This window comes from Amphritea balenae (genome assembly GCF_003858655.1).
GTDB classification, from domain to species: Bacteria; Pseudomonadota; Gammaproteobacteria; order Pseudomonadales; family Balneatricaceae; genus Amphritea; species Amphritea balenae.
In genome coordinates this window covers 180,455-196,960 of record NZ_RQXV01000005.1, presented here as the reverse complement: position 1 = coordinate 196,960, position 16,506 = coordinate 180,455, and the positions used below count along the sequence as shown (strand labels likewise).

The following is a 16,506-nucleotide window of genomic DNA, read 5'->3' as shown; positions in this document are numbered from 1 at the left end:
GAACACTTCGTTTGTCTGAAGTCCGAAAAGTCGTAACCAGCAGATAAGCATAGAGCTAGCATATGCAAAGCGATCGGGCTTCGGATCTTATGATCTTCTCTGTGTCCTCTGTGTCCTCTGTGTCCTCTGTGTCCTCTGTGGTAAGCCCGCTCTTATCTTTTAGACTTTTCGGACAGCTGTTTCTCAGCGTTCGGATAAGTATCGGAGATACGATCAGACAAGGCATACTATGCTGATCAGACTACTGCGCGAAGCGTCAGACTTGCTAGACAAAGCACAACGTTTACTCGGCATAAAAGCGTTGTGCCTGTTCGGTTTCAATAAACGGATCGGGTTCAGTCTGGAACAAGCGATTAGCGAGGTACTGACGGAAATCTACCAGAATCTTCTCCATACTGACCAGCTTGCCGCCTTTGCCTTTACGGGCATGCATTCCTTGTTGTACCCGTTCGCAGATCTGCTTGTCTTCATTCAGGAACGCCTGAGTAAACTGAAACTCCGGCGAGTTAAAGTTGGTAGTTTTATGTTCCAGCAGGCCACCGGGTATCACGGCGCACTGTTCAGGTCCTCGGGGCATAATCTGAATCCAGTTCAGGCCATCGTAGGTAATGACCGCGACCAGCGACGGTGGCAGGAACAGTAACAGGTAGTGATCGTAAGCTTCGGGATAATTGCCGCTTAGCCATTTGCTCAGAGTACCCCGGTCATCTTTCATCTTCCCACCGGTAAGAGTCCACTCTGAACTGCCTGCCACATAATAGGCCTGTTTGCTGGGAGTGGTGGTTTCCAGCGTTTCTTTATGAACCTTAAACAGGTGGTAGCTTTCGATACCGTTCTCAACTGCCAGTTTCCAGTTACTGTCCCAATGCTCGGTGGGCATCTGGTAGGGCTGCTTAAAGCGTTGCAGGTCAAACAGCGACAGGTAGCTATCCAAACCTTCAACCTTTTCACTGAAGGGCCGTGGCGCGTCAGACAGATTGACAAAGATAAGCCCGTTCCAGCTGGCAATGGCAAATTCCGGTAGGCAGTGCTTCTCTTTATCTACCTTGATCTCACCAGTCAGGGGAGCGCCTTTAAATGCGCCGGTATCGTCGAATGTCCAGGCATGGTAAGGACAAACGATATTTTTACCTATTTGGCCAAAACCCGGATCCAGCAGCGGGGTACCCCGGTGGCGGCAGATATTGGAAAGAGCCCGAAGTGCACCATCTTTACCACGGATAATCACCAACGGCTCGCGGGCGATCTCAAAAGCATAGTAATCTCCGCTTTGGCTTAACTGAGCTTCAGCGCAGGCAAACACCCAATCATTCAGAAACACCTCTTTGATCTCCGCATCGAAAACTGACGGGTCGTGATATACCGCCAGCGGCAGGCCATTTGCTTGTTCCAGCGATGCCTGGGCAGATTCTTTATAAGCACTCATCAGCGTTTGGTTCATTATTTTCTCCATATGGCATAGCCGGGCATACGGGGATGGTTTGCCCTGTACTCGAATAAAATAGTTTATTGTCTTATTTGACAATTTATTCGATGTTAATTTAAACTGTCACAAATGACAATAAATGCCTGGGTTATTTTTTGGCGCTGATAGTGGAGCAGATTAATGGGTCGTCCCAGTAAGAAAGAGGAACGCATCGAAGAGATTCTTAATGCCTTCTATCGCTGTGTTGCCCGTTACGGAATTGACGGCAGTACTTTAGAGCGCATCGCAGATGAGTCTGGCCTGAAGCGTAGCCTGGTACGACATTTTGCCGGTAACCGGGAGGAGCTTGAGTCCATGCTGGTGGACCGGGTGCTAGAGCAATCGCAACAGCAGTGGAGCGGCTTTATCGAATCACTGCCCACCAAGGAGAGTAAAGAGAACTGTAAAAAGAGCTGCACAGAGCTGTTATTAGAAGGGCTGTTCAGCGATCAGTACAGTGACGGAGAATATATTCTGGTGATCGAATCCCTGATCTTCTCCGCCGGTCGCGACGCAGCGTTACGACAGCGGATGCAGGCCTGGATGCAGGGCTTTACCGACGATATTACCTTTATCTTACAAGGGCAGTTTCCTAAGGCGGATAACGCCCGGCTTGAGGCTGTTTCTTTCGGACTGATCTCACTCTATTTCAACCTTGATTCCCTGGCGCCACTAGGGATGAACCAGCAGTACCGTCAGCCGGCCCGCAGCGCAGCGGAGTACCTGCTCAACTCTTTATCAACTGACTAACTTATCGATCATTTTTTATACGAGGTTCTACCTATGTCTCTGGCTTATATACTGGGCATCGCCCTGTTGCTATGGGTTGCTTATGATCTGTTTAGCGGCAGTGTATGGCTGCACCGTGAGTTTAAACGGGCACAAGAACCCGGTGCCTACTGGGGCACCATGCTGCTCTGGCTGTTGGTGGCAATCTCCTGCTTTTTCTGGGAGATCTGACCATGGCGTTACCTCAACGTAACCTGTTGTTACGCGGGTTGTATGGCCTGAGCATGATCGGCATGTTTGCATTTCTGATCTGGCAATCCTGGCTGCCATTCAGCGAAGCTGCTGTCGTTGCCCAGCCACAATCCGATAAGCCTTCTCAGGCAAAGCAACTCTCTGTTGTTAAGCAGCAATCCTCGGAGGAAATTACAGTAACTAATCAGCCAGTCTGGCAAAGCGTTTTTGGGATAAGCGGCCTGAGTAGAAAGGTTGATCTTCAGTCGGATGTCGATCAGCAGATAAGGGATCACTGGCAAGCGTTAGCGGAATCGCCGCTCGCTGGATATATTCAGGCTGACAAACCTGTGTACGGGATCTACCGGGATTACGATAGCAGTACGAATACAGTAATTCTGACCCTGGGAATAAAGGCACAGGTAGAAGGTATGCCACGTATTGCTGTGGCTGAAGGGCGGTATAAAACCTACCGGGATGACACTGTGCTGGATGTCTGGCAGAAAACAAAGGACAGCTACAAAGACTTCCTCTATCAGAGTGACTTTGAACGCTGGCAACTGGATAACAATTATCAGCCGGTGGCTGTTACCGCATTTCTTGGTTTGAAGTAGGGGGGTTGAACATGAGCGAAGCTAACTGGCTTGAATACATGGAGTTTATGTCGTTCAACATTTACGACTGGGTGCTAGTGTTTGCCGGGCTGTTCCTGGCACTGGAAATACTTAATGATATCGTCACCCGGCGCTTCAGTGGCGGGCGTTTTATGGAAACCCTGTCCAGCGTCTTCACCCAGGTGCCATACTACTTTACCGAGATGATCATCTTCGGCGGTGCGGTCTACCTCTACTTCGTTATCTACGAGTATATTCCCTGGCAGATACCGGTAAACGGTTACAGCGCACTGCTGGTTTTGATGCTGGCAGACCTGACCTACTACATCGAGCATTACGCCATTCACCGCATTCGTCTGTTTTGGCTAGCCCATTCAGTGCATCATAGTTCCAGTGACTACAATACCGCCACCGCATTTCGTTTCAGCCTATTCGATCCGATGGTGTCGGTGCTGTTCCACCTGCCGTTGGTACTGATGGGCTTCAATCCTATCCTGATCTTCGCCGCTGAAGTGTTGGTTCAGGCGTACCAGTTCTGGATTCATAACGAGATGATCGGCAAGCTCGGACCGCTGGAATGGTTCTTAAACACACCATCCCACCACCGGGTCCACCACGGCTCCGATAGTAAATATATCGACAAGAACTTTGGCGGCATCCTGATCATTTGGGACCGTATCTTCGGTACTTTCCAGAAAGAGGAAGAACTGCCCAACTACGGCCTCACCACCCCTATGGCCAGCAAAAACCCGATCACCGTACAGTTCTACGAATTCCCGCGCCTGTATAAGGATCTTGCCAGCGCTGAGAATGCATCGGACTTTGTGAAATATCTGGTTAAGCCTCCGGGATGGCGGCCGAAGGCGTAGGGAGAAGTCCGATCGGGGAGCTCCGCTCCCCTTGTCCGAACATCACTGCGTGATTTGTCCGAAGTCCGAAAAAGCGTAAACCCCTTATTAACAGCTTCTGTGCAAGCAGGGGCTTATTCTCTCTGGAGAGCTGATTCAAGAGCTTTGCTTTACTAGGTAATCCTCACTCCAACTTATTCAGAGCTTCCTGGCTCTTTTGGAGGGCTGAGCGTAGTGATGCCCAATAAAATGTTGGGTCTCGTTTCACTCTATTTAACCTACAGCTCTAATTTATACCGCCATAGCTCACTGATTCTTTAACTGCGTCAGATATGGCTTTCTTGCAAGCACTCTCAATATTATTGGTTTTTGCGTACTGCTTAAGAGAGGATGCTATCTTGGATTCAGAGATAGTAGATGATGCGGTCCCGTCTCGCAGCCTGGTTCCTATAAAGTCTGAATAATACTTACTACCTGCGGGGTACATTTGATGAAATTTATATACGACATTCATTATATGTGCTTGCTCTTCACCAGAAACTGAACACACTAGTTCAATGTGATTCAAAGTTTGAACGACAACTCCATGATAAACAGCTTTAAGCTTTCTCGGATCTTTCTCTGTATCCTGACCAAGAACCGCTTGTCTCATATCTTCAGCAGCTTTTTGTCTTTCTATAGCAATATCTCTTACCTCTGCTGTTAGTATGTCGCAAGCTTTCAGCAGATCAGAGTTGATATTCTTCATTCGTCTAGCTAGGTCTGATCTTGACTCTTCTAGAACCGAGAGTTTTGCATGAGTGTAATAAGATTCAAATGGCGAACCGGAATAAAGCCTATCCCCTCTTTTAGCGGAGCGTATATAGAGATCTTTGTCTTTGTCGTTGAGTGGACAGATTTCATTTATTCTGGTGTAAAGTGCGACGACGCGACCATCAACTAGAGCTTGCTCTTGCTCGGCTTCAATACCAGAATGTGGCTTTATCTGACATCCGGATAAAATAGCGCAAGTAAGCGTGAGTGTGATTACAGGCTTGAACATCGTATTTCCTTATTAACCAATCATAACTTCCTATTGGGGAGGATCGGTAGATTATGGAAAAACGGGGTCAGAATCAAATTAATGCCAATTAATTACCGTATGCGATTGTAACGGCGATGCAAATAAATTGGGTCAGAGTAAAATTAAAACTGCGATGACCCCAGATGGCACGGACACAATCCCCCTTCTGTGCAGCCGAGCATTGGAGTGGGTCAATGGAATAGTACGAGGACTGTCTGAGGCCGTTCTTTGGCTGCTTCTTTAATTTTGAGAGGGCAGTACCCATTGATTAACGAAACGCCAGGGGGAGTCGCGAAGCGATCTAACACGGAGAAGCACTGATGATCTTCTCCGTGTCCTCTGTGCACTCTGTGGTAAATACGCTTTTATCTCTTCGACCTTTCGGACAGCTGCTTTGCAGCGATCGGACAAACGTAGTGTTCGGACAAGCGAAGCGATCGGACCTCGGATTAGCGCCTTTTGCTAAGCATCTGAAGTATCTCCTTAAACACCCGATTCTCCAAAACCTCCGGCAGATCCAGTTCCAACGAGTTCCGGTAATAGGTCGACAGATCCAACCCAAACCCAAGCGCATGTAACTCGATATCCCCGCGCGCCTCAATCATCCGCGCAACCTGCCGCAGGTGATTATCAAGGAAGTCCTCTTCGTTGCTCTGCACAGTGGCCGCTTCCATCGGACAACCGTCGGACAGTACGATCAGAATACGGCGTTCTTCAGGCCGGCCATTCATTCGCTCGGCGGCCCAGAGCAGGGCTTCACCGTCGATACCTTCTTTGAATACGTCCTGCTTGAGCATGGCTGAGATATTACCGCGGGCGCGTTTGATCGGGGTATCCGCATCTTTGTAGATGATATGTTCCAGCTCGGCCAGACGGCCCGGTGTTTCATCTTTACTGCTGCCACGCCACTGCTTGAACAGCTTGCCGCCCTGCCAGCTCCTGGTAGTGAAGCCCAGGATCTCGGTGGTGGCACCGGCCTGTTCCAGTGCTCGGGTCATAATCTCTATTAAGGTTGCGATGGAGCCGATATGTTCCTTCATGGAACCGGAGTTATCCACCAGGAAAGTAACCAGACAGTTACTACGTGGCTGGTAACGCTCCTTGCGGAACAGCTGACGGAAATCAGGCGAGGTCACCAGCTTGCTCAAGCGACGGGCGTCGATGTAGCCTTCCTCTTCGCCGAAGTTCCAGCCATCCAGTTCCGGTGCAGACAGGATCTGTTGTAGCTCGCGGGCCAGTCGGTGAACGTTAACGCCCTGACCTTTGATCCGCTCATCCAGCTTCTGCCGCAGTTTACGGCGCAGAAAAGGCACCACCAGTTTTTCCGCTTCGATGACCCGGTCATTGGCGCGGGAATAGACTTTATACTTTTCTAACTGTGCCAGTAGTTCACGATATTCGATACGGCTATTGCGACGGCCGGGCAGTGCCGGAGTATCACCATGGCCTTCGAAGTCTTCATCGAAATAGAGGCCGAAACTGTTAATGGTTTTCTGGTCTTTCTCTTTGCTTTCATCGTCCTTATTGTCCAGCTTCTCGGTGATCTCATCGATCACCTGAACGATTCCCAGCGCGTTCTCAGCGTAGACCGCCTGATCATGCACGTTACGTTTCAGGCCGACCAGAAAGCTGCCTATGTGAGGTGCCAGCATCATTCGCTGGGGTTCGATCAGCCCTTCGGTGGCTTCGTTCACCGGTTGGCCTGATAGTCTGGACCAGGCTACCTGAGCGATTGTATAAACCAGCAGGCCGACATGGCTTTCGATCATATCGGAGGCGCAGAACTGGGCGCACCACTGCTTATAACGGTGATCCAGATTTTTCACCATACCGGGGTAGCGTTTCTCAACCAGTCGTTCGACTCTTAGCTGTTCTAACAACTCAAAGAGCATCTGACCTACTGGCGATTCCGGCATCAGGCTACGGTGTAGTGGAATATCGCTGTGCTTCAGACGCAGGGAGATACCGTCGGCAGCACCACGACAGGAGGTAAAGTCGTCTTCGTTGGGATCGGTGCGCAGATGGGCGGCACGGATACCCGATGGGCGGCCGTTCAGCTCCGGCCGGCGACCACGGTATTCAAAACCTTTTTCACCGGACCAGGCTCTGACAGTAGCGCCGCAGATCTCTTCAATTTTCTGCTGCAGCTTCTCTTTGCGGGGGGCGACAACGACCGGATCAAAGCCGGTATTTCTGACCGGAGCAGACACGATCAGTCCTGACTCATCACCTGAGCCGCCTGATGGGCCCAGGATTCACTCAGCTCCTGATCAAAGCAGCGCTGGAAAAATTCAGCAATCATCGGACGCTCAGATTCATCGCACTTATTCAGGAACGACAAACGGAAGGCGATACCCGGATCGCGGAATATCTCGATGTTCTCGGCCCAGGAAATGACGGTACGCGGAGACATCAGGGTAGAAATATCACCGGCTGCAAAGCTGTTACGGGTCATATCAGCAACGGCAATCATGGAACGGGCCAGTTCGGTACCGGCATCGTTGGCCATGCTGCTGACACGGGCCTGAACGATCTTCACTTCGTCGTCGGTCGGCAGGTAGTTCAGGGTAGTAACGATATTCCAGCGGTCCATCTGGGCCTGGTTGACCATCTGAGTACCGTGGTACAGGCCAGTGCTGTTGCCCAGACCGATGGTGTTGGAGGTCGCAAACAGTCGGAACTGATTGTGCGGATGGATCACTTCGTTCTGATCCAGCAGGGTGAACTTACCGTCGCGTTCCAGAATACGCTGGATAACAAACATTACATCAGGACGGCCAGCATCGAACTCATCAAAGATCAGTGCGGTAGGACGGCGCAGTGCCCAGGGCACGATACCTTCCTGAAACTCGGTTACCTGCTTACCATCTTTGAGTACGATGGTGTCTTTACCCACCAGATCCAGGCGGCTGATATGGCCATCCAGATTGATCCGTACACAGGGCCAGTTCAGCCGTGCCGCAACCTGTTCGATATGGGTGGATTTACCGGTGCCGTGCAGGCCCTGCACCATCACCCGGCGGTCGCGACTGAAACCGGCGAGAATCGCCAGGGTCACTTCCGGGTTGAACTGATAGGCAGTATCGACTTCAGGTACATGGTCATCCCGCTGACTGAATGCCGGTACTTTAAGATCGGTATCGATACCGAATACATCCCGTACTGAGATCATGATATCGGGCTGATCAACTTTAATATCGGACATTAGGGCCACCTTAAATGTTAACTATGGTGCCAGTTTATGAGAATAGTGCGGACTGGGAGTGGGCCAGTTGTCGGGTTTGTATGTGGCCAGTATTCCGAACGCGCTTTGCGCTTGTCCGATCGTATCTTCGATACTTGTCCGATCGCAGCAAGCTACTTGTCAGGAAAAAATATTTAAAAGCTTGTGAGAGCTGCAGGATACCGTTCTTAAAAGGTGCTGTGCCGTAGGTCGGACAAGCCACGAAGTGGCGTTCGGACAAGCGAAGTGTTTGTATTACTTATATATTTTTAACTACCAGGCTTGCCCCAATGATGATCAGCAAAAAGAACGCCAGCCTGCGCAACGTTGTCGGGCTGACGTTGGGGGGATAATTTTTACCCAGCCAGGTGAATAGCGTAACGATGGGCAGACAGATAACTGAGAATGTCAGCATGTCGATGGTCAGGCCGCCTTGAGCACCAACGAGTGTGGTACGGCCGACGGCACTGAGTAGGAAGATACTGAGCAGGCAGAGACGGATGGTTTTAAGTTCGAACGGCTGACGGTAGAACAAGTAAACCAGTGGTGGTCCGGCCATACTGAACAGGCCTGCCATAAAACCGGCAACAGCACCGGAGCCGGCAAACATCAGGGTGCCGGAAGGCTTTGTCATGGGCTCGGGTTTGAGCATGATCATGAGTCCGGCCACGATAATCGTTAGCCCCAGCAGAACCTGTAACAGGCTATTAAGATCGCTGCTCATATAGTCCAGTACCAACAATCCCCCCAGTATTGCAGGGAACATTGCACTGCAGGTGATCACCACCCGTTTAAGGTCGACGGCTTTATAGTTACCTTTCAGGGCGACTGCGCCATTGATGAAGGTGACTATGCTGATCACCACTGAGGTGAAAGCGATAGGTACCAGATCAAAGGTGGTTACTGCGCCCATGACTATCATGCCCAGGGCAAAGCCGGTGACGGTTTGCACATAGGTCGCAAAGGCGATGATGGTGATAAAGGGGAGAAGTATCAGTAGATCCATGTAGCAGAGAGTCTCAGTATGGGTTCAGACAACTGAACGAAAGTCGGGGTAGCGCACTGAGCGCAATTATAGAGGAACAGCCAGCATAGCTGACTGTCCAGATTAGACCTTCGAGTGAGGCCAGTGCTTAAATCGTTTGTGTATCTTTGAACCGCTGATGTTGTCGCCCCGCGGCTTAATTCTGTACCGTGTCGCTGGCAATGATGGTGGGTTTACATTCGATAAAGATGCGGCTTTTACAGTGATCACATATATCTCGATTAAGCCGGTTATAGATTTGTGTGATAGCGATACCTTTAGAGAGGAATATTTGCTCTTCACCGATGGCGGCACGATATTCGCCTTTACTCAGATACTCATTTACCTGAACTTTAAGGTTTGAAAGGTAGAGTGTCTGACCTTTCTCCCGGCGCCGTTGGGCTTCATTCATCAGCATCTCAGCACCGGCTATATCGATATGATTAACACCGTTAGCAACAATCAAAACGTTAGCTTCGCTGACATTTTCAAGGTAGTCCTTAACAAAGTTTACTGCACCGAAGAACAGTGAGCCTTCGATACGGATAATACGCAGTTGTGGACAGCGTGGCTGTTGATCATTGTGGGCCGGGTTAAAGAAGGGGCTTGGGCTGTTAGGGTCTGGCAGTACTTCAACAATAGTGGGCTGCGAGGTGCGCTTAAGATAGAACACCAGAGACAGAATGACGCCCAGATAGATGGCAAATTCCAGCGCCATGACCAGAGTGGCACAGAAGGTGACCGCCAGCACTGCAAACTCAGACTTACCTGCTTTGAAGATACAGCCGATGTGATGAAAGTCGATCAGGTTCCAGGACACTATCAATAACAGACCTGCCATGGAGGGGATCGGGACATAGCTGGTCAGATCGGCAAACAGTAGCACAATAGCCGCCAGTGAAATGGCCGCAATAATGGCTGCCAATGGTGTTCTTGCGCCAGAAGAGTAGTTAACACCGGTACGGGTAAAGGAGCCGGAAGAGGCATAGGAGGAAAACACTGAACCGACAATGTTGGACAGTGCTTGGCCATAAAATTCCTGGTTGCCATGAATGCTTTGACGGGATCGGGTGGCGACTGAACGGGCGATAGAGACCGCTTCAACCAGTCCTAACAGGCCGATAGCAATGGCACCCGGTGCCAGTTCGTAAAGTGAACCGGCATCAATCTGTGGAAACAGAAACGGCGGTAGACTGCCGGGGATTTCGCCAACCAGCTGTATGCCTTTGTCAGCCGCACCCAACCACCAGGCGTAGCCACTGCTGACCACCATGGCGATCAGCATATTCGGCCAGCGCGGTAGTAGCTTCTTAACCAGAATACAGCAGACCACCGTTACGGCAGCAACAGAAACGGCAAACCAGTTGGTGTCACCTGCGGCAGCAATGACGCCCTGCCAGGTGGAGATAAAACTACCACTGCTTTCAACACTGACACCTAAAATGTTTTTTACCTGACTGGAGGCGATAACGATCGCTGCGCCAGTGGTAAAGCCAACTACTACTGAGTGAGAAACAAAGTTAACCAGCGTGCCGAAACGGAAAAAAGCCAGCAGCAGCTGAAACAGCCCTGCCATCAGGGTCAGTACCAGTACCAGATTGATAAATTCAGCTGAGCCGGGTTCCGCCAGTGGACTAACGGTGGTGAAGACCACTATCGATAAAGCTGCGGTAGGGCCTGAGATCAGGTGCCAGGATGAGCCGAACAGGGCTGCGATAATCGCTGGCACTATGGCGGCATAAAGGCCGTATTCCGGGGGCATACCTGCGATGAGGGCGTAAGCCACACCCTGAGGCAGCACAATAACAGCATTAGTTAGACCGGCAAACAGATCATCCCGTGCTTTGGCCGGCGTAATCAGCCGCATCCAGACCAGAAACGGCAGCAGTCGGGTAATAGCTGAGTGCTTGCCAGTCTGTGAATGAGCGGTACTGTTTCCGGTGCTTTGTGGCATCTGATAACCCTTAATTCGCTGGCTCGTTGTTATGTGAAGTATCGGGGCTGAAACTGATATTAGTTTACTTAGTAAACTTCACTTTCTGTCTGGTCGTTGTGCTAGTCCGGTTCATATTGGCGGCATCTGATAACCCTTAATATGCAGGCCCTTGGTGCTGTCGGCTGAAACTGATCTCAGTTTACTCTAGTAAGACATCATTGGTGCCAGTAGAACCAGTTTTGAGTAAATTTTAATGCCACTTCTGGTCCCATCGGACTTTTAAGACTGGTCATTGTGCCGATCCTGTCCAGTTCATAGCATAAATGGCAGGGTCGAATTCCTGTAGCAAATAACAGGAGCTCAGTTTTAAGACTCTGCAACTTACGGCATTTAAAACTCATGGGTGATGGTTGCAATACGGGCCATGACGCGACGGTGGAATAATAAATATGACAAGCCAAGCCACTCTTAAACAGAACGATATGAACCAGGCGGCCACGGACCAGACTGGCGTATTCGCTAAAGAAGGTGCTGATGAAACAGTGCAGATCTGCGACTCCAGCTTGCCTCAGTTTGAAGATCGCGATAATCAGGAAACCAAGTACACAACTTGTTATATGTGTGCCTGTCGCTGCGGTATTAAAGTAACAGTAGAAGATAATAAAGTTCGTTTTATTCAGGGTAATCCAAATCATCCGGTGAATAAGGGTGTGCTTTGTGCCAAAGGTAACTCTGGCATCATGAAGCAATATTCACCAGCCAAACTAAGCTCCCCGTTGCTGCGTAAGCCGGGTACTGAGCGTGGTGCTGGCGAGTTTGAAGAGATCTCCTGGGAACGGGCGCTGGATATGCTGGAAAAACGTCTGGCCAGGATCCGTGCGACCGACCCTAAACAGTTAGCTTACTTCACTGGCCGTGACCAGATGCAGGCGCTGACCGGCATGTGGGCAAGCCAGTTTGGTACTATCAACTGGGCAGCGCACGGCGGCTTCTGTTCTGTCAATATGGCGGCCGGTGGCCTGTACACTATGGGCCACGCATTCTGGGAGTTTGGTGATCCGGACTGGGAAAACACCAAATACTTCATGATGTGGGGTGTGGCAGAAGACCACGCCTCGAATCCGATCAAGTTGGGTTTGAAACGCCTGAAAGAGCGCGGTGCCAAGTTTGTTGCAATAAACCCGGTGCGTACCGGTTACCAGGCGATTGCCGATGAGTGGGTGGCTATTCGTCCGGGCACCGACGGTATTCTGGCACTGTCGATGGTGCATGTGCTGCTGAAAAATCAGCTGGTGGATGAAGAGTTTCTGATCCGCTATACCAACTCCGCACAGCTGGTGGTTAACACCCCGGGACAGAAAGGCGATGGCCTGTTCTATCGTGGCTCCTTAGCCGAAGGTAAGGGCGAGCAGCCACAGGTATGGGATCTGGTAAAAGAAGCCTATGTAGACGCAAACCTGCCGGATATTAATCCAGCACTATTTGGTGAATACACAGCGCCTGATGGTACGCCGCTGCGTACTGCCATGAGCATTATGTTAGACAAATATCTGGATGAGCAATATTCGCCAGAAGTCGCCGCAAAAGAATGTGGTGTTGCGGCAGAAGATATTGAACGTATGGCGCTGGAAATGGCCCATGTAGCGTTCAAAGAAAGCATTACTATCGATGTCGAGTGGACCGACTGGGCTGGCCGAAAGCAGGATAAGTTCATTGGCCGTCCGGTATCGATGCATGCGATGCGTGGTGTCTCTGCGCACTCTAACGGTTTCCAGACCTGCCGTGCGATTCATCTGTTACAAGTTCTGTTGGGCACTATTGATTGTCCTGGGGGGCACCTGGCTAAGCCTCCATTCCCGAAACATGTACCGCCGGGTATTAAGCCTGCCAAAGAGATGGCACCGAATACACCGCTGAAATCACCACCACTGGGTTTCCCAACCAGCCCTGAAGATCTGGTGATCGACGCTGAAGGTAATCCATTGCGTATCGATAAGGCCTACAGCTGGGATGCACCTATCTCCTGTCATGGTCTGATGCATATGGTGATCAGTAATGCGGTAAAAGGCGATCCGTATAAGATCGATACCCTGATGCTGTTCATGGCCAATATGGCCTGGAACTCCAGTATGAATACCGCCCAGACCCTGGATATGCTTTGTGCTAAGGAGGATGACGGTGAGTATAAAATCCCGTTTATCGTCTGCTCCGATGCCTTTAACTCTGAGATGGTGGCGTACTCTGATCTGGTGCTGCCGGATACTACTTATCTGGAGCGGTACGACACTATTTCGATGCTGGACCGACCTATCTCTGAACCGGATGCCGCCTGTGACGCGGTACGTATTCCGGTGATACAGCCGGACCGTGATGTACTTTCATGGCAGGAAGTGATGGTAGAGATGGCGGGACGTTTAGGCTTCCCAGCATTCACTAATCCTGAAGGCAAGCCTAAGTACAAAGGCTATAAAGACTTCATTATCAACTTTGAGAAAGAGCCGGGTATCGGCTTCCTGGCGGGTTACCGCGGTAAAGACGGTGAAAAATCATTACGTGGTGAGCCAAACCCTCGCCAGTGGGAAGCCTATGAAGAGAATGAAGGTTTCTTCGAACAAAGGCTGAAGCCGAATCAGCGTTACATGCGTCACGCTAATCTGGATTATCTGACGCTGGCGAAAGAAGCTTCCTGGGTCGGTTCAACCAATCAGATTGTGATTGAACTCTACTCTGAAAAACTGCAGACCTTCCGTCTGGCGGGACAGGGGTTGTACGACGGCCCGATGCCGACTGAAGAGCACCATAAAGAGCGTCTGGTTAAGTACTTTGATCCACTGCCTATCTACTACATGCCGTTAGAAGAGCAGCGAATCGATCGTGATGAGTACCCGTATCATGCTGTGAATCAACGTCCGATGTTTATGTATCACAGCTGGGACAGCCAGAACGCCTGGTTGCGTCAGATCATGTCGCAGAACTATCTGTACATGAATCGGGTGGCGGCTGAGCGTGATGGTATCGAAGATCTGTCCTGGGTTTGGGTGGAATCCCATAACGGTAAGATCCGGACGCAGGTGAAACTGATGGAAGGCACCAACGAACAGACAGTATGGACCTGGAACGCGATTGCTAAGCGCGGCGGTGCATGGGGTTTGTCTGATGATGCCAATGAAGCCAGCGATGGTTTCCTGATGAACCACCTGATCTCTGAATTGTTGCCGCAGAAGGGTGACAAGATAGACCGTGTTACTAACTCCGACCCTGTCACCGGACAGGCAGCCTGGTACGACCTGCGGGTGAAAATCACGCCGGCCGCACCGGGAGAAACGGGATCCTGGCCTAGCTTTGCAGCACTGAAGCCACAGCCAAATGCTAAGCCGTCTCCGGACATGCTTAGCTATAGCTCCCATAAAAATGTCAATCTGGTTCGCTCGATGTCAGACATTCTGACCCGCGGCGAGAAGTAACTGCAGACGGAGAATAATAAGATGAAATTAGGTCTGGTAGTTGATCTGGATACCTGTGTTGGCTGTCATGGCTGTGCCACAGCCTGTAAGCAGTGGAACACCTCTGGCACCATCGGCCCGCTGTCCGATGAAAACCCCTATGGTAAAGACCCCAATGGGGCGTGGCTGAACCGTATCCGTACCTATGAGGTGGACGACACCCCGAACAGTAAAACCGTGAATATGCCGATGTCCTGTATGCATTGTGATAATGCCGCATGCGTGACGGTGTGTCCGACGGGAGCGTCCTATAAGCGTGAAGAGGACGGTATCGTCCTGGTGGATCAGGATAAGTGCATGGGTTGTAACTTGTGCTCCTGGGCTTGCCCATATGGCGCTCGTGAGATCGATCCGTCACAGGGAACCATGAAGAAATGTACTCTCTGTGTCGACCGTATCTACGACGAGAAGCTGCCTGAGGATGAACGTAAGCCGGCTTGCGTAATGACCTGTCCGACCAAGTCACGGGTATTTGGCGATTTTGATGATCCGAACTCAGAAGTGAGCAAGTTGGTACGTGATCGAGCCGGTAAACAGCTGATGCCTGAGCTGGGTTATAACCCGGTAAATACTTACCTGCCGCCACGTAATAAGCCGGTGGTGGAGATGTATGAGCCGAGGTCGGTGGCGGCCAGCGTAAAAGACTGGGTGAACAAGGTCATTTCGAGATAGGTACCTGTCTGACTGAACGCTGATCTACTGCGGAACAGCCTGGCTGGCCATATTTCATGATCTTCCTTGTTAAAGAGCGCTGCTATTCGCCGCGAAAGATAAGGAAATCTGACTCAGCCAGTCTGCCCCTCGCGACGATCGGATCAGTCAGAAAGGCACCTTGGTTCTAAAGAAAATTTGTGCGTGTTTCTAAACAAATTAGTAACAGGCAAATAATAAAAAACAGGGCCAGTTTATCGGCCTCGAAAAACGGAGAATGTATTATGCATCCGGCTTTTTCAGTTCTTATATTTACCGTGATGTCCGGTGCCGGTTATGGCCTGATGACATTGATGATTATCGGCCATCTGGCTGGGTTGCCTCAGTTACAGGATAGTACTGTGTTGCTCAGTGGTGGCGTGTTGGCAATAGCGCTGATTACCGGCGGTTTGTTGTCGTCGACGCTGCACCTGACCAATCCTAAGAATGCATGGCGTGCGTTCAGTCGTTTTAAAACTTCATGGCTGTCCCGCGAGGCGGTTTTTGCGGTGTTGTTTTATCCGTTTGCGCTGACTTATCTGGCAGCGATCTTTTTCGGCGGTAGCGAGGTAACGGCCCTGGGCCTGTTGGCGGGTATTCTGACCGCCGTGCTGGCGATGCTGACGCTGTTTTGTACCAGTATGATCTATGCCAGTCTGAAGACGATCCGGCAATGGAACTCTTCGCTGACACCGGTTAACTACATAGCGCTGGGCCTGATGTCCGGGTCCTTGCTGTTGGCGGCGCTGCAGTCGCTGATCGGTGGGGAGTTGTCCTCTTCACTTTATACTCTGGCGTTAGCGCTGCTGGTGCTGGGGGCGGTATGTAAACTGGTGTATCTGTTCTGGATAGGTAAGCCTGCGGGTAGCACTATCAATACCGCGACCGGCTTTACCCAGGCCAATGTGCGCTTGTTGGATCAGGGTCATACTTCTAACAGCTTCCTGAATAATGAATTCGGTTATACCGTTGCCGCTAATAAGCTGGTGCGCATGCGTCTGTTGATGCTGGTACTGGCCTTTGTTGTGCCTTTCCTGTTACTGCTGACGTCCAGCAGTGTTCTGTTGATTATTGCTGCCCTGCTGACGTTGGCCGGTTTATTGGTTGAGCGTTGGTTGTTCTTTGCTGAAGCGCGTCACGTTGTACGTTTATTCCATGGTGATCAGACCGTCTGAAGCTA

General features: G+C 50.7%; 13 protein-coding genes. 7 read left to right on the top strand and 6 right to left on the bottom strand.

Going from position 1 to position 16,506, the window contains the following annotated elements:
- Positions 1–283 precede the first annotated feature (283 nt).
- Positions 284–1,441 carry an aromatic ring-hydroxylating oxygenase subunit alpha gene (locus EHS89_RS10590; protein ID WP_170167478.1) on the bottom strand — a complete coding sequence of 386 codons (1,158 nt, stop codon included), beginning with the start codon at positions 1,439–1,441 and terminating at the stop codon, positions 284–286.
- Between the two features lie 165 nt (positions 1,442–1,606).
- Between EHS89_RS10590 and EHS89_RS10585 the strand changes: the two genes are divergently transcribed.
- From EHS89_RS10585 to EHS89_RS10575, 4 genes are read left to right on the top strand one after another with little or no spacing between them, the layout of a single operon-like run.
- A complete protein-coding gene (locus EHS89_RS10585; RefSeq protein WP_124926122.1) occupies positions 1,607–2,215 on the top strand; it encodes a TetR/AcrR family transcriptional regulator in 609 nt (202 codons plus the stop codon).
- A gap of 33 nt (positions 2,216–2,248) precedes the next feature.
- Complete coding sequence (locus EHS89_RS21105) at positions 2,249–2,425, top strand: hypothetical protein (RefSeq protein ID WP_170167477.1); 177 nt, start codon at positions 2,249–2,251, stop codon at positions 2,423–2,425.
- 2 nt (positions 2,426–2,427) lie between these two features.
- A complete protein-coding gene (locus EHS89_RS10580) occupies positions 2,428–3,039 on the top strand; it encodes a hypothetical protein (protein WP_124926121.1) in 612 nt (203 codons plus the stop codon).
- Positions 3,040–3,050: 11 nt separating this feature from the next.
- Positions 3,051–3,908, top strand: coding sequence for a sterol desaturase family protein (locus EHS89_RS10575; RefSeq protein WP_124926257.1), 858 nt, complete (start codon positions 3,051–3,053; stop codon positions 3,906–3,908).
- A gap of 265 nt (positions 3,909–4,173) precedes the next feature.
- Here the strand turns inward: EHS89_RS10575 and EHS89_RS10570 are convergent, their stop codons facing one another.
- The 5 genes from EHS89_RS10570 to EHS89_RS10550 all read right to left on the bottom strand — a co-directional run bounded on the left by EHS89_RS10570 (position 4,174) and on the right by EHS89_RS10550 (position 11,151).
- Complete coding sequence (locus EHS89_RS10570; RefSeq protein WP_124926120.1) at positions 4,174–4,929, bottom strand: hypothetical protein; 756 nt, start codon at positions 4,927–4,929, stop codon at positions 4,174–4,176.
- Between the two features lie 470 nt (positions 4,930–5,399).
- On the bottom strand, positions 5,400–7,160 hold the full coding sequence (locus tag EHS89_RS10565) for a cobaltochelatase CobT-related protein (protein ID WP_124926119.1): 1,761 nt from the start codon (positions 7,158–7,160) through the stop codon (positions 5,400–5,402).
- Positions 7,161–7,162: 2 nt separating this feature from the next.
- The gene (locus tag EHS89_RS10560; RefSeq protein ID WP_124926118.1) at positions 7,163–8,155 is read right to left on the bottom strand and encodes an AAA family ATPase; all 993 of its coding nucleotides are present in this window, start codon (positions 8,153–8,155) and stop codon (positions 7,163–7,165) included.
- A gap of 277 nt (positions 8,156–8,432) precedes the next feature.
- Complete coding sequence (locus EHS89_RS10555) at positions 8,433–9,179, bottom strand: sulfite exporter TauE/SafE family protein (protein WP_124926117.1); 747 nt, start codon at positions 9,177–9,179, stop codon at positions 8,433–8,435.
- Between the two features lie 175 nt (positions 9,180–9,354).
- Complete coding sequence (locus EHS89_RS10550) at positions 9,355–11,151, bottom strand: SulP family inorganic anion transporter (RefSeq protein ID WP_124926116.1); 1,797 nt, start codon at positions 11,149–11,151, stop codon at positions 9,355–9,357.
- A gap of 431 nt (positions 11,152–11,582) precedes the next feature.
- On the opposite strand from EHS89_RS10550, the gene EHS89_RS10545 reads away from it, so the two are divergent.
- The 3 genes from EHS89_RS10545 (at position 11,583) to EHS89_RS10535 (ending at position 16,501) form a co-directional block, all read left to right on the top strand.
- Positions 11,583–14,597, top strand: a complete 3,015-nt coding sequence (locus tag EHS89_RS10545; protein ID WP_229753675.1) for a molybdopterin oxidoreductase family protein — start codon at positions 11,583–11,585, stop codon at positions 14,595–14,597.
- Positions 14,598–14,618: 21 nt separating this feature from the next.
- A complete protein-coding gene (locus tag EHS89_RS10540; protein WP_124926115.1) occupies positions 14,619–15,308 on the top strand; it encodes a 4Fe-4S dicluster domain-containing protein in 690 nt (229 codons plus the stop codon).
- Positions 15,309–15,571: 263 nt separating this feature from the next.
- Entirely contained in the window at positions 15,572–16,501 is a 930-nt protein-coding gene (locus tag EHS89_RS10535; RefSeq protein WP_124926114.1) for a dimethyl sulfoxide reductase anchor subunit family protein, read from the top strand.
- Positions 16,502–16,506 lie beyond the last annotated feature (5 nt).

Bases quoted from the DNA above. Each gene is read 5' to 3' on its own strand.
- EHS89_RS10590 (WP_170167478.1), bottom strand. From the start codon at position 1,441: ATGAACCAAACGCTGATGAGTGCTTATAAAGAATCTGCCCAGGCATCG.
- EHS89_RS10540 (WP_124926115.1), top strand. From the start codon at position 14,619: ATGAAATTAGGTCTGGTAGTTGATCTGGATACCTGTGTTGGCTGTCAT.
- EHS89_RS10545 (WP_229753675.1), top strand. From the start codon at position 11,583: ATGACAAGCCAAGCCACTCTTAAACAGAACGATATGAACCAGGCGGCC.
- EHS89_RS10580 (WP_124926121.1), top strand. From the start codon at position 2,428: ATGGCGTTACCTCAACGTAACCTGTTGTTACGCGGGTTGTATGGCCTG.
- EHS89_RS10555 (WP_124926117.1), bottom strand. From the start codon at position 9,179: ATGGATCTACTGATACTTCTCCCCTTTATCACCATCATCGCCTTTGCG.
- EHS89_RS10535 (WP_124926114.1), top strand. From the start codon at position 15,572: ATGCATCCGGCTTTTTCAGTTCTTATATTTACCGTGATGTCCGGTGCC.
- EHS89_RS21105 (WP_170167477.1), top strand. From the start codon at position 2,249: ATGTCTCTGGCTTATATACTGGGCATCGCCCTGTTGCTATGGGTTGCT.
- EHS89_RS10560 (WP_124926118.1), bottom strand. From the start codon at position 8,155: ATGTCCGATATTAAAGTTGATCAGCCCGATATCATGATCTCAGTACGG.
- EHS89_RS10585 (WP_124926122.1), top strand. From the start codon at position 1,607: ATGGGTCGTCCCAGTAAGAAAGAGGAACGCATCGAAGAGATTCTTAAT.
- EHS89_RS10570 (WP_124926120.1), bottom strand. From the start codon at position 4,929: ATGTTCAAGCCTGTAATCACACTCACGCTTACTTGCGCTATTTTATCC.
- EHS89_RS10550 (WP_124926116.1), bottom strand. From the start codon at position 11,151: ATGCCACAAAGCACCGGAAACAGTACCGCTCATTCACAGACTGGCAAG.
- EHS89_RS10575 (WP_124926257.1), top strand. From the start codon at position 3,051: ATGAGCGAAGCTAACTGGCTTGAATACATGGAGTTTATGTCGTTCAAC.